16 protein-coding genes are annotated in these 20738 nt (G+C 40.0%); 2 read left to right on the top strand and 14 right to left on the bottom strand.

All coding sequences use genetic code 11. The annotated features are described in order from the left end of the window. Positions 1-88 precede the first annotated feature (88 nt). Both QMA08_RS13135 and QMA08_RS13140 read left to right on the top strand, forming a co-directional pair. Complete coding sequence (locus tag QMA08_RS13135; protein WP_290174686.1) at positions 89-721, top strand: hypothetical protein; 633 nt, start codon at positions 89-91, stop codon at positions 719-721. A 108-nt stretch (positions 722-829) separates the two neighbouring features. Continuing rightward, positions 830-1666, top strand: a complete 837-nt coding sequence (locus QMA08_RS13140) for a mechanosensitive ion channel family protein (RefSeq protein WP_024597410.1) — start codon at positions 830-832, stop codon at positions 1664-1666. Positions 1667-1819: 153 nt separating this feature from the next. Here the strand turns inward: QMA08_RS13140 and tldD are convergent, their stop codons facing one another. The 14 genes from tldD to QMA08_RS13210 form a co-directional block, all read right to left on the bottom strand. Then, the gene (gene tldD / locus QMA08_RS13145; protein ID WP_138488454.1) at positions 1820-3259 is read right to left on the bottom strand and encodes a metalloprotease TldD; all 1440 of its coding nucleotides are present in this window, start codon (positions 3257-3259) and stop codon (positions 1820-1822) included. Then, a complete protein-coding gene (locus QMA08_RS13150; protein WP_138488453.1) occupies positions 3256-4095 on the bottom strand; it encodes a carbon-nitrogen hydrolase family protein in 840 nt (279 codons plus the stop codon). The genes tldD and QMA08_RS13150 overlap by 4 nt, the downstream gene beginning before the upstream one ends. After that, the gene (locus QMA08_RS13155; protein ID WP_290174688.1) at positions 4092-7949 is read right to left on the bottom strand and encodes a YhdP family protein; all 3858 of its coding nucleotides are present in this window, start codon (positions 7947-7949) and stop codon (positions 4092-4094) included. Before QMA08_RS13155 ends, QMA08_RS13150 begins: the two co-directional genes overlap by 4 nt. Then, a complete protein-coding gene (gene rng / locus QMA08_RS13160; RefSeq protein ID WP_002958405.1) occupies positions 7949-9421 on the bottom strand; it encodes a ribonuclease G in 1473 nt (490 codons plus the stop codon). Before rng ends, QMA08_RS13155 begins: the two co-directional genes overlap by 1 nt. A 1-nt stretch (position 9422) precedes the next feature. Continuing rightward, on the bottom strand, positions 9423-9992 hold the full coding sequence (locus tag QMA08_RS13165; protein ID WP_002958404.1) for a Maf family protein: 570 nt from the start codon (positions 9990-9992) through the stop codon (positions 9423-9425). Beyond that, positions 9992-10471 (bottom strand): rod shape-determining protein MreD, encoded by a 480-nt coding sequence (gene mreD / locus QMA08_RS13170; protein WP_002958403.1) that lies wholly within the window; start codon positions 10469-10471, stop codon positions 9992-9994. Before mreD ends, QMA08_RS13165 begins: the two co-directional genes overlap by 1 nt. Then, positions 10464-11306: a rod shape-determining protein MreC gene (gene mreC / locus QMA08_RS13175; protein WP_173400216.1), complete on the bottom strand. Its 843-nt coding sequence runs from the start codon at positions 11304-11306 to the stop codon at positions 10464-10466. The genes mreD and mreC overlap by 8 nt, the downstream gene beginning before the upstream one ends. Further along, positions 11306-12349 (bottom strand): rod shape-determining protein, encoded by a 1044-nt coding sequence (locus QMA08_RS13180; RefSeq protein ID WP_002958401.1) that lies wholly within the window; start codon positions 12347-12349, stop codon positions 11306-11308. Before QMA08_RS13180 ends, mreC begins: the two co-directional genes overlap by 1 nt. 133 nt (positions 12350-12482) lie before the next feature. After that, the gene (locus QMA08_RS13185) at positions 12483-14531 is read right to left on the bottom strand and encodes an SUMF1/EgtB/PvdO family nonheme iron enzyme (RefSeq protein ID WP_290174690.1); all 2049 of its coding nucleotides are present in this window, start codon (positions 14529-14531) and stop codon (positions 12483-12485) included. Between the two features lie 121 nt (positions 14532-14652). After that, a complete protein-coding gene (locus QMA08_RS13190; protein ID WP_290174691.1) occupies positions 14653-18393 on the bottom strand; it encodes an H-type lectin domain-containing protein in 3741 nt (1246 codons plus the stop codon). Beyond that, positions 18390-18881, bottom strand: coding sequence for an agglutinin biogenesis protein MshP (locus QMA08_RS13195; protein WP_290174692.1), 492 nt, complete (start codon positions 18879-18881; stop codon positions 18390-18392). The genes QMA08_RS13190 and QMA08_RS13195 overlap by 4 nt, the downstream gene beginning before the upstream one ends. Next, positions 18871-19713, bottom strand: coding sequence for a type II secretion system protein (locus QMA08_RS13200; RefSeq protein ID WP_290174693.1), 843 nt, complete (start codon positions 19711-19713; stop codon positions 18871-18873). Before QMA08_RS13200 ends, QMA08_RS13195 begins: the two co-directional genes overlap by 11 nt. Next, complete coding sequence (locus QMA08_RS13205) at positions 19713-20252, bottom strand: type II secretion system protein (protein WP_193225759.1); 540 nt, start codon at positions 20250-20252, stop codon at positions 19713-19715. The genes QMA08_RS13200 and QMA08_RS13205 overlap by 1 nt, the downstream gene beginning before the upstream one ends. After that, positions 20239-20730 (bottom strand): type II secretion system protein, encoded by a 492-nt coding sequence (locus tag QMA08_RS13210; protein ID WP_290174694.1) that lies wholly within the window; start codon positions 20728-20730, stop codon positions 20239-20241. The genes QMA08_RS13205 and QMA08_RS13210 overlap by 14 nt, the downstream gene beginning before the upstream one ends. Positions 20731-20738 lie beyond the last annotated feature (8 nt).

Consider the following 20738-nt stretch of genomic DNA (forward strand, 5'->3'; position numbering starts at 1 on the left):
AAAAAGGTTAAAAGTTTAAATTTTGTTTTGGCTTTAAAGCATTTTAACGATTAGAATCCCGCGCATTTATAGTTTCTCTTGGTTATTTATGTTTTTACTGCGATCTTTTATTTATTTATTATGCCTAGCGGGTGTTGCTTATTTAATTCAACTTGAAGGGTTTGAATTAAAACAGGATGCACTTTACAGTGAAGAAACTCTTACCGAACATATGCAAGATGTTTTAACTTTTTTAAGCTGTATTTTATTTTTTTACGCTTCGCGAATTAACTTTCAACTCAAAATACCGGCTGTATTACTAGCTGCGTTATCGGCAATGATGTTTGTGAGAGAGTTTGATACCTACCTCGACTTATACTTTTTTGATGGCGCTTGGCAAAGTATCGTCTATTCAATTTTAGCTGGCGTGTTTGTTTATTTAATAACAAACAGAGGAAGTACTTTTAACTCTTTAAAAGCCTATAGCCTCACTCCTAGTTATGGAATTTGCTTATCAGGCATGGTTACTTTACTCGCATTTTCGCGAATGATGGGCAAAGGCGCATTTTGGCATTCAGTAATGGGTGATGACTATGTACGTGCGGTAAAAAACATTGTTGAAGAAGGTATAGAAACGCTTGGCTATACTTTGATTTTTATTTCAGCCATTGAGCTTGTACTCATATGCCGAAAAAGAATGGCTAAAAATCACAAGCATTGCACTGATCAAGTAACTCAATAACGTAGCTACATTTTTTATTGGTTACTTTTTTTACACTAAATTTGCTAATTGGTTTAATAAATCAATATACTGAGCCTGTTTTTATCAACTCACGTTTAATTGGATACCATGACTAAAGATATATTGCTGCATCCGTTTCTTCTTTCAATTGTAATGATCACAATTGCATTTGTACTAAAAGTGCTTGTTGATAAGCTCGCTAAAAGTCGCGCAGAAAAAAAAGAAAAAGACATCCGTTACATCGCACACAATATTAAGCACTTTATTAATTTTGTAATGATGATATCGCTGCTATTTGTGTGGTCTACTGAAATTCAAAACTTTGCACTTTCTATTGCTGCTTTTGCTGTGGCGATTGTACTTGCAACGCGTGAGTTTATTCAGTGTGTAATAGGCTTTTTTTACCTCGTAACAACTCGCCCGTTTAGAGTGGGTGATTGGATACAAGTTGGTGATTACTTTGGTGAAGTAGCTGAAACGGATTGGATAAAAACAACCATGCATGAAATTGATATACATACTTATCAATTTTCTAGAAAAACCATATACATACCTAATAATAAGCTGATTACCAGCTCTATTAAAAACTTAAACTTTGTAAAACGCTTTGTTACACATCATTTTATTATTGTCCGAAGAGAGAGCTTTAACCCGTACCCTATTCACGACACACTCACTGAGCAAGCTAAACTGTACTGCGAAGAGTTTCAAGAAGTAGCAAGCCGTTATAATTCGATGATTGAGCGTAAACTTGATGCAAAAATATCTGGTCCAGAGCCGGTAATTCACTTTGGTACAACCGATTTAGGTGAATTTAAAGCAAGCTTTACCTTGTTTTGCCCGACAGAAAAAGCGCTTGAGATAGAGCACAAATTAACAGAATGCTTTTTTGCGTTATGGTACAAAGAGGCTGAAAAAAATAAAGAAGGTGAAGGAGAGGCATAAACCTCGCCTACACAAAGTAAAAATACAAATCGTAGGTGCGAATTTATTTCGCGATCTGTTTCTAAGTCTGTATTTAAAAAGCGAGGTGTAAAACCTCACCTACAATAAACATCAAGCACGAAGGTGCGAATTCACTTCGCGCTTGAGTAATATTTAAGCTGTACCACCGACCGTTAACTGATCAATTTTAAGGCTTGGTTGGCCTACGCCTACCGGTACGCTTTGACCATCTTTACCACAAACACCAACACCTTTATCAAGTGCTAAGTCGTTACCAACCATAGATATTTGCTGCATTACTTCTGGTCCATTACCAATAAGCGTTGCGCCTTTAATTGGTTGGGTAATTTTACCATTTTCGATTAAATACGCTTCTGATGCACTAAATACAAACTTACCTGAGGTTATATCAACTTGTCCGCCGCCAAAGTTAGGCGCGAATACCCCTTTTTTAACTGAGCTGATAATATCGGCTTGGCTGTGCTCACCACCTAACATGTAGGTATTAGTCATGCGAGGCATTGGTAAATGTGCATACGACTCACGACGTGCGTTACCGGTAGGATTTACACCCATTAAACGCGCGTTTAGCTTATCTTGCATATAGCCTTTTAAAATACCGTTTTCAATAAGTACGTTGTAAGCGGCTGGTGTGCCTTCATCATCCACATTAAGTGACCCACGGCGATCAGCCATGGTGCCATCATCAACAACAGTACACAGCTCAGATGCAACTTTTTGGCCCACTTTACCACTAAACGCAGACGCGCCTTTGCGGTTAAAGTCGCCTTCAAGTCCATGCCCTACTGCTTCGTGTAAAAGCACGCCAGGCCAACCATTACCAAGTACAACTTCCATCGTGCCTGCAGGTGCATCAATAGCTTCAAGGTTTACTTTAGCTTGGCGTACAGCTTCTTCTGCAAATTCCATCCAACGTGGTTTACCATCAACAAGCTCTTTAAAGTAACCATAATCTAAACGTGCACCACCACCTGCGCCACCGCGTTCACGGCGACCATTTTTTTCAAGCAGCACTGAGCAGTTTAAACGAATAAGCGGGCGAATATCGGTGGCAAACGTACCGTCACTAGCTGCGATTAATACTTCTTCGTATACCGCTGACATTGAGCTAATTACTTGCTCTGCATCGGGTGCTAGTTCACGAATATAGTTTTCAAGTTCGCGTAATAAACTCACCTTGTCGGTATCGCTCATACTCGAAATTGGCTGATGCGCTGCAAACTGCTCTTTAACTTTAACATCACTAAATACTTTAATCGCTCTATCTTCGCCAGCATCTGCGATGCTACGAGCCGCTGTAGCCGCCTTATTAAGTGCTTCAAGATTTATTGCATCAGAGTAAGAAAAACCTGTTTTTTCGCCGCTTACAGCACGTACACCAACGCCACGTTCAACGTTATAAGAGCCTTCTTTAACTAAGCCGTCTTCAAGCACCCATGATTCGTGGTGGCTTGATTGAAAATATAAATCGGCGTAATCCACTTTATGCTGATGTATGTAAGCGAGCGTTTTTTCGAGCTCTTCTCTATTTAGCTGGCTGTCTTGTAGTAAATGCTGTTCAACCGAATTCATAATAAATGCTCTCTAAATCGTTGATGAGACTGCACGGGCATATCTCGTCTAATTTTTTGTAACTGGTCTAAATCTGCGTTGCAGCTTATAAAACCGGTGCCTGTTGGCAATTCACTCAGGGTATTGCCCCAAGGTGAAATAATAATACTGTGGCCATATGTTTGTCGGCCATTTTCATGTGTACCGTACTGAGCTGCTGCAACTACATAACATTGTGTTTCTATTGCGCGAGCTGCTAATAGCGGTTGCCAATGCGCTTGCCCTGTAGGGACTGTAAATGCACTGGGTACTAAAATAATATCGGCGCCTTGGCGTACTAGTTCGTTAAATAAGCCACTAAAACGCAGATCATAACATACTGTTAAGCCAATTTTACCAAAGGGAGAATCAACAACCACTACATCGCTTCCAGCTTGGGTAAAATCTGACTCTCGATAGCTACCTGTTTTATCATCAACGGTTACATCAAATAAATGTATTTTGTTATACGTTGCAACCAGCTCGCCTTGATTATTATATAAGTGCGATGCTGCGTAATACTTATGTTCGTTAAATGGCTCAGGCATTGTGCCTGCATTTAACCAAATATTATGGTGTTGGCACAATTCACTAAGTTGTAGTTTGTATCGCTCAACTTGCTTAGCAACACGTAGCGTATCGTTACCAGTTTTACTAAACACTAAAAAAGCTTCTGGCAAGCAAACAAGTAATGGTCTTTTTGCGGGGAGTGTTTTAAGTGCACGCTTTAAGCTTGCTATGTTGTCATCAGGGCTTAGCCCTGAACACATTTGCAGGGCAACTATTGTGGGAGTGCTTAGTATTTCAGTTTTGTTCATTGCGTTACTGTTACTTGTGCATCTTTAAGTTTTAAATCGACTGATGCTTGTGGCTGATTTTGCGCAGCTTGAGGAAGCGTAACTTCACGACTTTTTCTGTCGAGTTCTTGAACAATAGGATCGTTCATTTTACCCGTTACTTTAAAATTGATCTCTGAGATGACGCGCGCAGAATGAATAACTTTATCAAGTGCTAAAGCAGCAAGCCCTGTTACTGGATTAACCATCCACGCCACTATAACCGGAATGCTTGAGGTTACTTGTGGCGCTACAGCAAGGTCGTAATCTATATCTAGCGTATTTAAGTTTGCGTAGCCTTTAATAGTTAAATCGGCAGGCACACCATCCATTTTAGTATCTTTAGTGTAAGCGATACCGTTTTCTAACTGCATAGAGCCTTGCATGCTGTTATAAAAAAAGCCCTTTGAAAATACATCTCTAAAATCAAGTTTCAGTTTGCGTACGAGTGAATCAAGGCTCAACAGCGAAAATACGCGTGCACCACCATCACTGATTTCAGTTAAGTGACCTTCCCCTAAATCCCAAGTAACTTCACCACTTAAAGTTTTCACATCAAAATCATAAGGTGCAGCTTGCCAAGTAAGATCATAATTTAGATCAGCTTTAGAATCTTTAATTGCAGAGGTAATATCAAACTCGCCAAACAATGCGCCTATATCATCACTTTTAAGCTCACCTCTTAGCGTTGTTAAACCATTTTGCCACTGCCCTTTAGTGCGCAGTACATGATCTCCTTTATCGATTACAAGTTCTGATATCGATAAGCGCTCGCCATCACCTAATAATGACGCACTCACTTTATCAAGCTGATAGCGATCAATTTTGCAGTCACTACATTCAAACTCAATGGCAGGTATTTTAGTAAGCCAGCTCAAGTCTTCCTCAGGAAGTACATCTGTTATTTCGATTAATTGCTCGCTAGGCTGTGCAAAGTTAAGCCTTAAGTAATCGGCATTAATTCGTATAGGCTGGCTAGGTTGTGATGTAGGAATAAAAACCCCAGCTCTAAGTTCTTTAGCATTTAACTTTAGGTATAAATCGTCTTTTGATGGTGCTAAACGCATTTCAAAATCATTAAAGATGATGTTACTTGCATCAAGCATACCTATATTTGCGACCACCTCATTAAGCGGTGGCATAATCCCTTTTGATTCTTGATCTGGGTTTGCTTTACCTGCTTTAATTATTTGATCAATCAGATCAAACCAAGGCACTAATTCACTCTGCTCAAGATTTATATTTACGCTTAAGTCTTTTTGGTTTAATCCTAAATCTTGTTTTCCGAGCACAAAATGGACATTACTAAACTGTGATTTTCCATTTTCTAAAATAGCATTAAAGTAAAACTGTTGATTAGCGTTTGCTGTAATGAGATTAGAAATATCATCACCTTGAACTACTGCATCAAGCGCCCACGCTTGTTCGCTATTTTTATTATAAGGTGCGGGTAAGTTACTCGTTAAGCCAAGTAGTTCTGAGTTTACCTGTGCACGGTAATTAAAGCCTTGTTCGGTAAAATTAAGTACTAAACCAATATCAACATCGCTTTGCCCGCTTAAATAATTTTTTAATATACCTTGTCCACTATCAATTAGTGTATCGGCGTCAATTTTGGCGTTTATATCTATGTTTGCTTGGTAATTTTTAGCATCACTTTTACTGCTGTAATTAATATTTAGCGGCATGCCCAACCACTTCGCAGTCGCATTTTTAAGTGTGATGTTGTCGTTTTTAAAATTAAGCTCGCCAGTTAAGTTTTTAAGCTCAATACCTGGCGTTGCTATAAATACTGGCAAGTCATTTAAATTAACTTTGCCGCTAACACTGGCTCCGCCTTTAAACTTAGAGCCTACTAAAAGCTCAATACTGGCATCGGCTTCGCCTTTGCCCTGTACAACTTTAAAAATTTCAGCAAGAGGTTTGGCAATAGGTGTCGCTGCAAAAAAGTCATGTAACTTTTCCATCTCTGCTTTTTTATCAATTTGCACAATAAGTTCATCAGCATTCATTAAATCGGCAATGCTCACCTGTACACTATTACCAATATCTAAATTAACCAACTTGCCTTGCTGGCTATATATGTCCATCCGCTCATTAGCAAAATGTAGCTGTACATCAGCATTAGTGACCGCAGGCCAATCAGGGTCAAACTCATAGGTTGCATTGTCTATTTGTGCTAATACATCAAACTGACCACTACCATCAGTAAATGGGAAACCAGACAAAGGCCCTGCAAATAAGACCTGTGCTTTAGATACTTCTCCGCCTTTAATTGCACCATTTAAATAGCTAACAAGTTCAGGGCTCATCGCTTTTAATGGGAAGTAATGACCTGCAATATTGGCATCTGGAGCGAACGCTTCTGCGTAAAGATCTAATCGAGGATCATCTGTTAGACTAATTTGTAATTCTGCAGCAAGAGTAACTTCATCATTATCAAACCAGATATTGTCACTACTTATATGCCAGCCATCATCTCGCTTAGCTAAATCTAGCTCTACATGTAGCTGATTATAATTTATGTCGTTACTAAAGCTTTCGCCTGTAACTAATGTGCCACTTTCACCAAATAAATTTATTCGACCACTACTTTGGGTAAGTAAACCATTTACTCTAAGTCCTTGCGCTGCTGGTACCGATCTTAATTCTTGCCAGCCAATATTGTTAGCCTCAAACCATAATTGCCATTGCTGTGCATTAGAAAAACTTAAATAAGCTTGATCTATTTGCCCACTAGGTTGGCGTTCTAAAAATGGTTCAAGTGCATTAAAATTACTTAGCCCGGCTAGGTTACTCAGTAATTCAAAATCAACTTGATGCAGCCACACCTTATTTTGCAGCCCTAGTTGGGCTTCAAACTCTAAACTTGGCCATGCTTTATCATTACTATTAAATGTTAAACCGGTGCTTTTTAAGTGCCAGCTATTTTGTTCTGGATATAGATGGAATCCACCTTCACTCAAACTAACTTGGTGGCTTTGCTCTTCTCGCTGCCAGCGTACAAAGCTTGGTAACCACTGCATTTTCACATCGCTTACAAAACCTTTATCTAGTTTTAGCCATGCTTGTAAATTAATATCGCTATGCAGTTGCTGCTTTTGCGTATTTATATATTGCGCTAACCAGTTAGATACATCGACCTTATTAGCCTGCACATAAATGTCGCCCGCAACCTGCTCTAGAGTATCCCCGGTAAGTGCTATGCGCGCGTCAAAGTCTCCGACCGAAATACCCGGCAGTGCTAAGCTTCCACTACCAAGGTGCTGCTCATCTTCATTTTGCCAAACAATGTTTTGAAGAAGTAATTTACGTTCTTTACCATCTTCTAAAATAAAGTTAATACTGGAATTTTCTATTGCAAAATGACCCGTTTTACCCAAAAACAGTTCTTCAATTAGCTCTTTTTGCTCAAAAGAAACTTCGTCGTTATCACCGGTTTTAAATAAGTTGGTGATATTTACACTGGTATGAAAACCATTAATAACAAAATAATTAGATCTAAGTTGCAGTGCTTTAAAGCTTTCCCATAGGTTTAGCTCTAAGCTGGTTTTAGCTATGGTGAGTGATATTGGCGCGGTTTCGTTATCTTTAAACGATAAATTTTCTAGCACTAATGCAGGACCACTGCCCTGCCAACTAGCTGATATTTCACCGATAGATAAGCTTATTTCAAACTTTTCGTGTAAATAGCCTTCTATGTCACCTTTGTATTCGTTTGCATACGGGAGGGTATATTTTAAAATTGAAACAATAACGGCCAGTAATACCAAAATTATGGCGCAGGTCTGCCATAACTTTCTAAAACAAAAAAAACAGACCGCTTTTGCTTTCATTACATCATTACCACATCAAACTGTTCTTGGCTGTATAAGCTCTCGGTTTGAATATTGACTTGCTTACCAATAAATAGTTCAAGCTCAGCAAGATTATGATACTCATCGTTTAGTAGGGCCTCACTTACAGCAGGCGCTGCATACACCATAAACTTGTCCGCTGCGTATGCTCGGTTCACACGCACTATTTCACGTAGTATTTCGTAGCAAACCGTTTCAACTGTTTTTTGTGAACCACGACCGGAGCATGCAGGGCATACATCACATAAAATATGCTCTAAGCTTTCGCGTGTACGTTTACGCGTCATTTCAACAAGGCCAAGCGCTGAAAGCCCATTAATATTCGTTTTAGTGCGATCTTTTGCAAGGGCTGATTCAAGTGAATGAAGCACCCGTCGCTTATGATCCTCACTTACCATATCGATAAAGTCGATAATGATAATCCCGCCTAAGTTACGCAGCCTAAGCTGGCGAGCAATTGCAGAGGTTGCTTCTACGTTGGTATTAAAAATGGTTTCTTCTAAATTACGATGTCCTACAAATGCACCTGTATTAACATCAACAGTCGTCATTGCTTCTGTTTGGTCAATAATTATATAACCACCCGATTTTAGCGTAACTTTACGATGTAGTGCTTTTTGAATTTCGTTTTCAACATCAAACAAATCAAATATAGGTCGCTCGCCTGGGTAGTATTCAAGCACTTGAGAAAGCTGTGGAACAAACTCTTCAGTAAATAACTTTAGTTCTTCATAGCTGAGTTTAGAGTCAACGCGAATGCGCTCCATATCTTCGCCTACGTAGTCACGCAGGGTTCTAAAGGCAAGCGTTAAATCTTCATGTAGGATACTAGCTTTACTCGTTTTTCTACGACGTGATGTTATTTTTTCCCATAATTTTCTTAAAAAGCCGGCATCGTGTCGTAATTCAGCTTCGCTAGCACCTTCAGCTGCTGTACGTACAATAAAACTGCCATTTTCATCGCCATATTCTGCGACTATTTTTTTAAGACGTGAGCGCTCTTCTTCAGTTTCAATACGCTGACTAACACCTACATGCGTCGCATCAGGCATAAACACTAAATAGCGAGAAGGAATAGTTATATCAGTGGTGAGTCTTGCGCCTTTAGTGCCTAGCGGATCTTTTACCACTTGCACCATAATGTATTGGCCTTGACGAACTAACTCTCTAATATCTTGTACTTTTTTTATTGGTACGTCGTCTACGCCTTCAACAATAGAGGCACTATTTACAATATCGGATGCATGCAAAAATGCAGCTTTTTCAAGGCCGATATCAACAAAAGCAGCCTGCATACCCGGAAGTACACGGCTTATTTTTCCTAAGTAAATATTGCCTACAATACCTAGATTACCGATTCGCTCTAGCTGTATTTCTTGCAGTACACCGTTTTCTATTAGGGCAACACGGCTTTCGCTCGGTGTGACATTGATCAGTAATTCTGTACTCATGTTACCTTCTTAAGAATGTTTTTAATAATTGTTCGGTTTCATATAAAGGTAAGCCTACAACAGAAAAATAGCTACCCGCAATGTGAGTTACAAAGCGGCCGCCTAAACCTTGGATACCGTAGCCACCGGCTTTATCTTGTGGCTCACCTGACTCCCAATAAGCATTAATTTCTTCATCTGTTAAGGTTTTAAAAGTAACATCTGTGCTTACAACACAGCTAAGCACATCATTTTGCGTCGCAAATGCAACTGCGGTAAGAACTTGATGCGTGTTACCCGATAGGCGTTTTAACGTGTGTGTAAAATCGTTTTTATCGCGAGGTTTACCCAATGACTCGTTATCTATAACAACCACGGTATCACTACCAAGTACAGGGCGATCGGTATAACCAAGCTCTACACCGCTTTGGGCTTTCAAGCGCGCTAAACGCTCAACAAGTGCTCTAGGTTGCTCGTTTGGAAGTGGGCTTTCATCTGCATCAACACTAAATTGTGTAAATTCGACACCTAATTGGCTTAATAACTCTTTACGACGGGGAGAGGCTGATGCCAAATATACTGCGGTAGTCATTACCTGATCCTAAAATGTCTGCGATATTTACGAAGTAGTAAAAAGACCCAGAACCAGCTAACCATTCCGGTTGCTACTGGCCATAAGTACTGTGGATTAAAGTAAACCCCTAACAAAAAGTGATTTAGCCAAAACTGCATTAAGTGATACAGCGTTAAAAATAAACCAATTAGTAGGCTTTGTTGCCAAAGCGAAAAGTTACGAATTTTTTGAAAGTTGCTCGCGGTTACAAAAATACATACCGAGAATGTAAGCGAGTTCACGCCCAGCGGTGAGCCAGACGCTAAATCTATTAATAAACCAACAACCCAAGCAGTACCAATATTTAAACGATGCGGTACTGCTAGCGACCAATACATAAGTACAAGTAAAACCCAGTCAGGTCTAAATGGTTCAAACGAAAATGGAAGTGGCATTAGTGCCATTATTAACGCAAAAAAGATGCTTAGCGCAATTAACAATGAATAACGGTTAATCATCGCTGATTTGCTCCTGTTGATTACGCCATAAAATAACCAGCAAACGAATGCGATCTAGTTGCGCAATAGGTTCTGCAAAAACTTGTGCAAACGGTCGGCCTTCATCACGATTTATTTCGGTTACTACTGCCACCGGGTATCCTTCAGGGAATGTGCCCCCTAAACCCGATGTAACAAGTACATCGCCAATTCGCACATCTAAACTGTGTGGAACGTGAGAGAGCTTAACGACGTTAATTTTACCTATGCCTTCAACAACCGTTCGTACATCGTTACGAAGTATACGCACAGGTGTGGCATGTGTGGTGTCGGTCATTAGTAGCACGCGTGAAGTTGTTGAACCAACCTTTGTAAGCTGCCCTACTACACCCATTTCATCAATTACAGCTTGGCCTTCACTAAGCCCGTCAGTTGTACCACGGTTAATAACAACCTGATGACTATACGGGTTTGAATGTACAGAAAGTACCTGAGCAATAATTTTACGATTTGATTGCTTTGCAGATGAGCCTAATAAGGCGCGCAGTTTTTGATTTTCTCTGGCTAGAAATTGATACTGCTGAAGTTGCTCGCTTTGTAGCATTTGCTTTTTTTTCAGCGCTTCGTTTTCAGTAAGAAGTTGATCCCGCGTATGCAGGCTTTTAGCACTTAAGCTAAATAATTCGTAGGGTAAATTAGCAACATAGATTAGTGGGCTAACTAGAGTATTAAGGCTGGTACGAACAACGGTACCACCTTGCGTATATCTGTCTCCAACTATGAGTACGATACTCAAAAGCACTGCGACAAAAAGTCGCAGTTGCAAAGAGACTGTGCGTCCAAACATTAATTTCATTAGTCGTAACTAAAAACGTCACCACCATGAACATCGATCATTTCTAATGCTTTACCACCACCACGCGCAACACACGTAAGTGGATCATCAGCTACAACAACCGGAATACCCGTTTCTTCCATTAATAAACGGTCTAAATCTTTTAACAATGCACCACCGCCAGTAAGTACCATGCCGTGCGCAGAGATATCTGATGCCAGCTCTGGTGGTGATTGCTCAAGCGCAACCATTACTGCACTCACAATACCCATTAACGGCTCTTGTAGAGCTTCTAGGATTTCGTGTGAGTTAAGCGTGAATGAACGCGGAACACCTTCGGCAAGGTTACGACCGCGCACTTCAATTTCGATTGGCTCATCAGTTTTGAACGCAGAGCCAATTTGATGTTTAATATTTTCAGCTGTCGCTTCACCAATTAAGCTACCAAAGTTACGGCGTACATAATTAATAATAGCTTCGTCAAACTTATCACCACCAATACGAACAGATGATGAGTAAACAACACCGTTAAGTGAAATAATAGCCACTTCAGTTGTACCACCACCAATATCAACAACCATAGAACCTGTTGCTTCTGATACTGGTAAACCTGCACCAATAGCTGCTGCCATTGGTTCTTCAATTAAGTAAACTTCACGAGCACCAGCACCCATTGCAGATTCACGTATTGCACGCTTTTCTACTTGAGTAGCACCACACGGTACACAAATTAGTACACGCGGACTTGGGCGCATAAAGTTATTGTTATGCACTTGCTTAATGAAGTGTTGTAACATTTTTTCAGTTACATAAAAATCAGCAATTACACCGTCTTTCATTGGACGGATTGCTTTAATATTTCCCGGTGTACGACCTAGCATTTGTTTTGCTTCTGTACCTACAGATGCAACACTTTTAGGTCCACCAGCGCGTTCTTGGCGAATAGCAACAACAGAAGGTTCGTTTAATACAATACCTTCTTCTTTTACATAAATTAGGGTATTGGCTGTACCCAAGTCGATCGATAGATCGTTAGAAAAAATACCACGGAGTTTTTTAAACATGAGGCTGGATGACCTTTGAAATACGTTCTTATATTAGCTGCCTCACTTTAACATGCTCAACTATATGAGCAATATAAAGCGCAGCGCCTTTGTGAATTTGTGAAAAAAGGAAGCAAAGCTTCCTTAATTGAGTTTATCGTTCGCGAACTAAGCGAAAACCAATGTAGTTAGATCTAAAATCAGGCGCTAAAATTAAACGCGTAGATGCACGAGCAAGGCTTGGTGCAAAATTCCACGCTCCGCCTCTTACTGCTACATCAGACTCACCTGATTCTTTATCGGTCCATTCCCATACATTGCCTACGGTATCGTATAATCCAAATGCATTTGGAGAAAAAGAACCTACTGGTGATGCACGTCTATTTGACCATTCACTACCACACCAACCACAGTTAGCTAGGTTTTTACCAATTTCGTTACCCCAAGGGTATTCTGTTTCGGTTCCTGCACGTGCTGCGTATTCCCACTCAACTTCGTTAGGTAAACGAAATTGCTGCCCTGTTTGACCCGATAACCACTCAGCGTAAGCTTTTGCATCGTTATAAGTTAAACATACAGCAGGAAAGTCACTGCCTTGCTCAAAACCAGGATTACGCCAATTTAAATTTGCTTCCCATACTGGTTCGCCGTTTAAATAATACGCACACCCTTTATTTTTTTCCGCTTGAGTTTTATAACCTGTATTTGCTACAAATTTTTCGTAGGCACCTACGGTTACTTCTTTACTTTGCATAGCGAAAGAATTTGCTATTACTTTTTCAATTACTGGACGTTCATTAGCTAAACCATTGCCATTGATATCGCCCATTTTAAATTTGCCTGCAGGAATAACGACAACCGGCGTTTCAACGTTTGCATTTAATACATTAACGTTTTCACTAACCTGGCGTGTTGTTACTTCTGGTTGCTCTCGAGTATAGGTCGGTGCAGCAATCGACTTAGGCTTTTTTACCAAATTTGCATTAATTGTTTGTGCTTTATTCAAATCAACACGAACTTGATAAGGCTTATAGCCAAGTTTACGTATTTCAATGTTGTGAATACCCGGCGGTAAACGTGTGATCAAGCGTGTTGAGCCAAAGCTTACACCATCGATAAACACTTCATCGTCGTATACGTTTGATCGTAATGTCAGCTCTATTGATTGATCCTTCTTCTTATTAAGGATAGAAGGGTAATCTTCTTTCACCGATGCAGGTTTAACTGAATAATCACGTACTGGCTGCTTTTCTAAACGAGAAACCGACACCGTGTTGCTATTATCCGCGCTATTACTGAATGTTAACTGACTATCAGTAAATGTATTGTTATACGCGGGTTGATAAGCAGCAGTAAGTGGCGTGCCGTACTCAGAACAATAACGGTTATCAATGCTTAATAAGCTACATAAACGGCTACTGTTTACTTCGCCGCGCATGGTTACGCTTAAGTTAACGTTGTAGTTACCTTGGCCGCTAAATGCACTGTTAACTACATGGCTACTTAATATTTGTACTTGAGCGCCCGCCAAATTACGTTTTGGCTCAACAATGCGCTCTTCTGTTAGATTTGCAAATATTTGATCTACAAAGCGTTTAGTTGCTTTTTGTAAACCCATTTGCTGACCGCGTTGCTCACATGCTGCTAGAGTTTCTGTTCGCTTACAGTTAATCGTATGGTTAACTTCAAGCGTGCCTTCACGTGTAAACTCGTTACGTAAACGCTCTACTCTGGCTGTAGTTAACTGCTCTTTTAAACTTTCTAAAGTATTTAAAAGCGTATGCTTAGCAACACGAATTTGCTCTATATCTTTACGGTGGGATGCAATTGCCGCCAACTGCATAGAAATATCATCTTTATTTTGCTTATGATCAATCACCGCTTTTTGATAGCGTGATTGAGCCGCACTAATATTAATAGTGGGATCGTCAATTAAACGACGGTACATTTCGTTCATCGCATCGAGCGCTTGGTTTTTTTCTTTATCTAGCTCTGTAGAACGAGAACGAAGTAGCTCTAGTTGATTTTGTAACTGACTTTCTTCTTTAAGATGTTTTTCAAGTATTCTTGTCGAGTTATCGTATTCTGTCTGTTTAACACTAATCTCTGACTCAATTCCAGTTACTGTAGCTGTGTCTTGTGCAAATGCACTACTAGCTAACAAACTAGCTGAAATTAACAGAGATAAAGGAGTAATTCGCATATATTCCAGTCCCAAAAAGCGGCAATTATTTGGTCGTTATTATTTTTTATAATTAAAGCCTTATGCTATGTACTTGCAGCACAAAACACAAGCTTTGTTCAATTATTATCTTAGTTTACAACTATTCGCGTGTTTCACGCCAGTAAATAACCCGATCATTTCCTCGAAAGCGTCCAAATTGTAAAATAGTACGAGGATCAAGCTGTGTTTCATCCCCCTGCCAATCCCACTTTAACCAATCATAAGTATTATATTCTAAGGTAAATTCACCCAAACCATTTGGCTGTGCACAAATACCATTGTTTGCCGGATACACTCCCGCCTCTAACTGGCCAGATACACCCGTTCCATATTCATAGGCTAACTGCGGGCTGTTAGGTGATATTTGAGTGATTTGGGTATGATCAAATACACTACAGTTATCTTCTGCGTTATTTACAAATCCACTGCCGTTGTAATACTGAGCCTGCATAGGAATAAGTAAAGGGTCGAGATCGGAGCCTGCGTTATTACCAAGGACTAAGCGTCCAAATTTAAACTCTATTGGTAATGTATTTAGTCGTACGCTATTACAGCCACCCGAGCATGCTGCTTGTGTATTAGGTTTATCATTTGCATCAATGAGCGTTGCTCCTTCTATGTTAGAAAGCGTTGCCATTAAACTGACCATAGCGAACGGTCCGTCTGCTTGCCCTACACCTAATCTTTGAAGTGTGGTGTTTATTTGACTCATTTGCCATTGGCCGTCGCTTATATCTCCCCAGTTATTATTCCCTAGGTTTACTAAGCGGCTAGCAAAATTAGTTGCAGGTACATAGTTAGCTACTTCATTATTTTCGGCATTAATGGCTACACTGGACTTATCAAAGCCCTCTTTATAATTAGCCATTAGCTCACCATTTTGATTTTGTGCTTGTACTGTAAAGCCAAGTTCAAAAGGTTGATCAAGGTAAGTTAAATTACTGCCGTATTGCGTGCATTGCGCGGCGGCTTGAACCCCCACTACCTGAAACTGCGAAGGTGCAAAACGACCAACGTTATATAGTTCACCTTTTACATCTCCCGCACCAAAATAATCGGCATCTTGCAGACCTACTGTTAAATCAATGATGCCAACTTGGTCGTAATTATATTGCGATATAGATTCACTCAAACTACCAGTGTCACTAAAGGCAACAGTACTCATCGCTTCAAGCGTACCTTGAATGCCTGGCGTAGGCGCTTTAAGTAATGGCTCTACAAGTGGTTGCTCTGTAATGAAGTGCTTGGCAATGGTGTTATTTGTTATATTGCTGTAGTTATCTGGGTAACCATCGTTGTTAGTGTCTTGCCCTGTTTGCCATTGCACCGCATTCATCTTTAAATCAAATGCTTCGCCAGTTAATCTAAATAAACTTCCATCAGCGTCTGCTGCATAACCATCACTTGCAATTTCTATCGCTAATCCGAATGGCTTTACAACATACTCATTTGAACTACCCGTTAAATTTACTGATAAATTAGTGACTGGGTCTAAAATTAAATTGGTATTTACATTTAAACTCAACATTCCTGCGTCGGGATAATTTATAACAATCGGGGCTTTAGACTCACTATCAAAGTTTAGTATGAACGATTTAGAAGCTTGCTCTACCGCAAAGGTATTATTGTTATTACTAAGTGAAACCGTATCAGAGCAACTTGCACCCGCGCTGCATGTATACGATAAATCTAAGCTTACATCACCACCAGCGGGAAATGCAGCTTCGCATACGCCCGTAGTGGTATTAGTTTTTACCGCCTGGATAGATAACGCTTTTGCATTAAATCCAGTATTTGAAGGCTTTGCTGATAGCTGAGTTGGAATTGTAGTATTTCCATCTGTATCATTATTAAAAATAAATCCAGCATCAGAAAATGTAACTTTACAGCCGCTTAATCCAACATTATTACCTGCAATATAACAACGAAGAGGTGCAGAAGGCTCTGCAGTGTTATATCCAAATGTAACACTGCCTGTGGTGCGTTTAGCAAATTCGACAACCGCTGATCCTGTAAAATTAATATTCTCTCCTGTAACCCAGCTTTGTTGCCCACTATTATCTGGAGAAAGGTTTAAACTAGAGGGTTCCGCAAATAATAAGTCGCAGGCATCATTAGCGCAGGCTGTGAGTGTCATCTCTTTAGCTTCACACGTTAGAGCATTGTTATCGCTTATTGTTAAACGATAATGATCTAGGGTTTGTGGTGTATAAATACCACAAAAACCAGGGATACTTTCAGGTACTGGTAGAGCGTCAAACGTTGAGCTCCCTTCGGTAATAATTTGAGTAGCCGATGTAATTGACCCCTGATACGTTACATTTTGTGCGATTCTGACCTCACCAGTGGCAACAATATAGCCCGCAATATTGGCATCGGCTGCAATAGCAACCGCACCATCCACATAAATAGCCAAGTACGCGCCAGTTTCTACTACTATATTTGTTTTACCTATATTCAAAAATGAAGTTGATAATAGTGAGGTTGTGTCTTTTAAAAAAATACGTGTAGGCGCTGTTACTCTGTACTTTGTTTCCAGCATACTTAACTGCAACTCATCGTAATAATAGTCGCCAGCTAAAGAAGTAGGTACGGGCCCTGTTGAGCTACCATCATTTGTAACCGTTGGCACCTGCGCCGCTTGATTCGGTTCTAAAGAGTTATAACCACCAGCAACACACGCCTGACCATTACACAAAGGAGGGCTCGTCAGCGCTGTAGAAATTAAACTTGTGGTGGTGACAAACTGCGCATTGCCATCTGTTATTTCTACCCCCTGAACTAACTGCACCTCACCATTGTTATAGGTAGAAATAGCGCCAGGGAATAACGTATCACAATCTAAAATATCACCGTTAAATACAAAGGTACTGGTCATGGCGAGTATTGATGCTTCCTCGTTTACGTGACGGCGCTCGTTATCGCCATCACGATCTTCGTCAACAACAAGTCCTAGCCTGTCAGTCCTTAGGTTACAGCTGCGTAGCCACCCGCCATCATCTTCTTGGCGTGAGTTTTTACTCGCTACAACTAACGGAGCCACACTAAAATTATTAGTAAAACTAAAGTAATTACAGCCATTGCTCCAGCCGTCGACTTCAAAGCCTGTGAAAAAAGTTTCCCATGACACCTCAACGCCATTATCGTCAGAAAATATGCGATTACTTCCAGGCTCTACGGCCATATAGGCAACAGTTTCGGTTTTTATAATCCCAAGTGCTGTTTCTGATGCTTCTAAAGCAATATTAACGCCGCTGGCAGATAGAGAATTACTTTCTACTGCAACTGTTAAAAACGGTATTAATGCTTGCGTTGGTGGATTGCTGTCTATGCTATTGAGTGTTTGTAATGAATGAAAAAAGTTTGGCCTTTGAGTAAACGGTTCAGCAAATGTTAAAGACTTATAGCCTTTAGGTGTTAGTGGAGCAAAACCAGACTTAGAGCCATACTGTAATTCGAGTAATAAGTCTGTACTACCCACTTCCATAATTGTCCCATCAGGAAATTGATGCACACCATACTCAACAGCTAAATAGTGCGCCCCCATACTAATATGCCCACCGTCCTCCCCAGAGGGTTCAAGCGGCAGGGCCTCAAAGCTAGTTGTGGTTATATTACGTATTCTTATTATTGCAGGGTTTCCGCCTTGGTTTGTTGAGAGCATAAAAACAGCAGGAGGCGTTATATATTGCTGTTGAAAATTAACTTTTGTCCAAACAGGCGATGTATATGTATCTTGCAGCTCTATATAACGCCCTTCAATTTTTGGAGGCACTGCATTTGCGTAATTGCAAAGTAACACGCAGCTAAAAAATATAGTGACCAATACATTTTTCATCATGGTAAGGTTTTAGCCTCCACACTAAGCGTTCTTTGTGTTTGCCAATAATCTTTTCTGCAGCTACTCCCTGCAGGGCAATCAATTGCGGCGCACGTTGCACTGCTTTGTAAGTAATATATATTCACAAGCCCGTTTGTTGTACTGCTATCTGGTAGGTCTATATATTCATCGCAACTCACCACTACTTTACAGTTAGCTAAATATGCAGTTTGGAAGGTTAAATCAGTAGTAACTGATGTACAGCTTTTAACTGGGCTATTTATTGGAAATAGTTGCGTTAAGCCACTTTCTAATCCACTTTGCGCCGCCATAAAAGCGCGAGCGCCGTAATACTCAATGGTATTTTGTTGAGATGCACCAGAAAGCACTTTAACTAATGCTAATCCTAGTGCTAATAAAGCAACAATAATGACTAAAGAAACTATTATTAAGTTTCCTTTTTGCTTACTGGGTAAGGCTTTTCCGTGAGGATTTTTTTTAAGGTACATTAGGAATATGTACCTCATGGTTAAAGCTCATTACTTCAGTACCGTTAAATTGCATTTGCGCATTCACATTAAGCACAGCGTTTCTTTGTAGAGAGAGTGAATCAAGAGTAAAAAATAAATCGCTCGCTAAATTGTTAGCAATGTAAATACCTAATAAATCACGTTTAACACCACTGCTTATTTGTAAGCTCACGGCATCTAATTGATTAACAGTAAAACCGTAATTGGTATATCTATATAAATACTGCCCTTCAACGCAAAAACTTACAGGTTGAGAGAGTAAATAAAGGCGCTTACTTGGCGACTCTTGGGCAAAGGCTTTGCTAAATTGCCACTCATCAATTGCACTAGTGGTGGAGCTATTAAATGCTGATATTTTTAAACGTTTATTATTATTCTCATCGTATATATCAGAGCTGCTTAACGGGTAAGTTGTTGCCCAATCTCCAGCTTGCGGCTGCGTTAAATTATTAAGTTCAAAATCAACAGCGCTAACATTAAAAGGCGCTACGGTTGGTAAGTAATTTGTATAGTGAGTGGCCGATAAAAACGGCGTAAATTCTAAGCACTGCTGAGCACTACATGCTCCGCTAGTACTGTTATCGCAAGAAAGCCTTAATGAATTTGGTGTAGCGTGGCGAAGTTCTTTACTAAGTCGCGTTATTAAAAAGCGGGCCTGGGCTACAGCTTCTTGACGTTCAACCCCTTGCGAATAAATACTGACTCCGGCACCAATAAACGAAAATGCACTTACGGCTAAAATACCAATAATAACCATCACAAGTAATAGCTCTATAAGGGTAAATGCATTTTGATATTTGGCTCTTTGCATTAGTAATTCCCCTTATAAGCACTAAATCCGTAAACTTCGCCTAAGGGTGATGTTACTTCTATAGTAATACGCTTAAAGGTTGTGCCATCGTTAATGGTCAATTCGTTAAAGTCGCTATCGTACTGGACTGTAATAACTAAGTTAAAGTCATTGTATTGGCTTAACACCTCACCTAGGCTATTAGTAATAGGCTGGTTAGACAGTGCAATATAGTCATCTACATCGTTATAACTGGTTCTGGTTTCTGAGTTATCTACTCCGAAGTCAGCAGGTGCGGTACAAGCCTCAGCACCTATAGATATTTCGCCACACCGCTTAAAAGGAGAGCTTCTGTCGCTGTGTTCATCAAATGATTTACTTTGAATTTCGTTCATTAGTGATTGACCAAATTCAGAGGCTCTTAAAGCCACAATCGGCTCTGCACTTTTTTTGGCTTGTGGGGCAATTAAAGCGGTAATAATGCTCAATGCAATCGCAAACATGACTATGCCAATAATAAGCTCAATTAAAGTAAAACCTTTTACTTTAAGGGCACGCATATATTAGCCCTTCTCCACTTATGCATACACCAGCTAATCCAACATCGATTCGACATTGCGTAGTGCAGGTTTGATTTGATTTGCCTAATGGATCAAAACTAATTTGGGTAAATATATTCGCGTTACTATCTAAAGCACTAAATGTTATATCACTTCTTTGTGTGTCTATTTGCACCACTAAATGATCGGTGTTGTTTACATCAGCGCCACCGTTACATGTATCAGTTGTGGGGGGAGCAATAAGTGTGGAGGTTATATAAAGGGTATGGCAACTTGTTGTTGCTGTGTTTTGCATTGCACGTAGCTGCACTGTCCTAAGTGCATTTAAAGTACGGTCTCGATACGAATAGGCGTCTTCTGTTGAGCTGCCCAGAAATTTAGGAACTGCCGTTACCGACAGTATTCCCAATATCACTAGAGTAATAATTAACTCAATGAGTGTGAAGCCACGCAATCGTTGCTTACTACTGCTTATCATTTATGTAA

The sequence above is a fragment of the Pseudoalteromonas sp. APC 3355 genome, assembly GCF_030407615.1.
In the GTDB taxonomy this organism is placed as follows: domain Bacteria; phylum Pseudomonadota; class Gammaproteobacteria; order Enterobacterales; family Alteromonadaceae; genus Pseudoalteromonas; species Pseudoalteromonas distincta.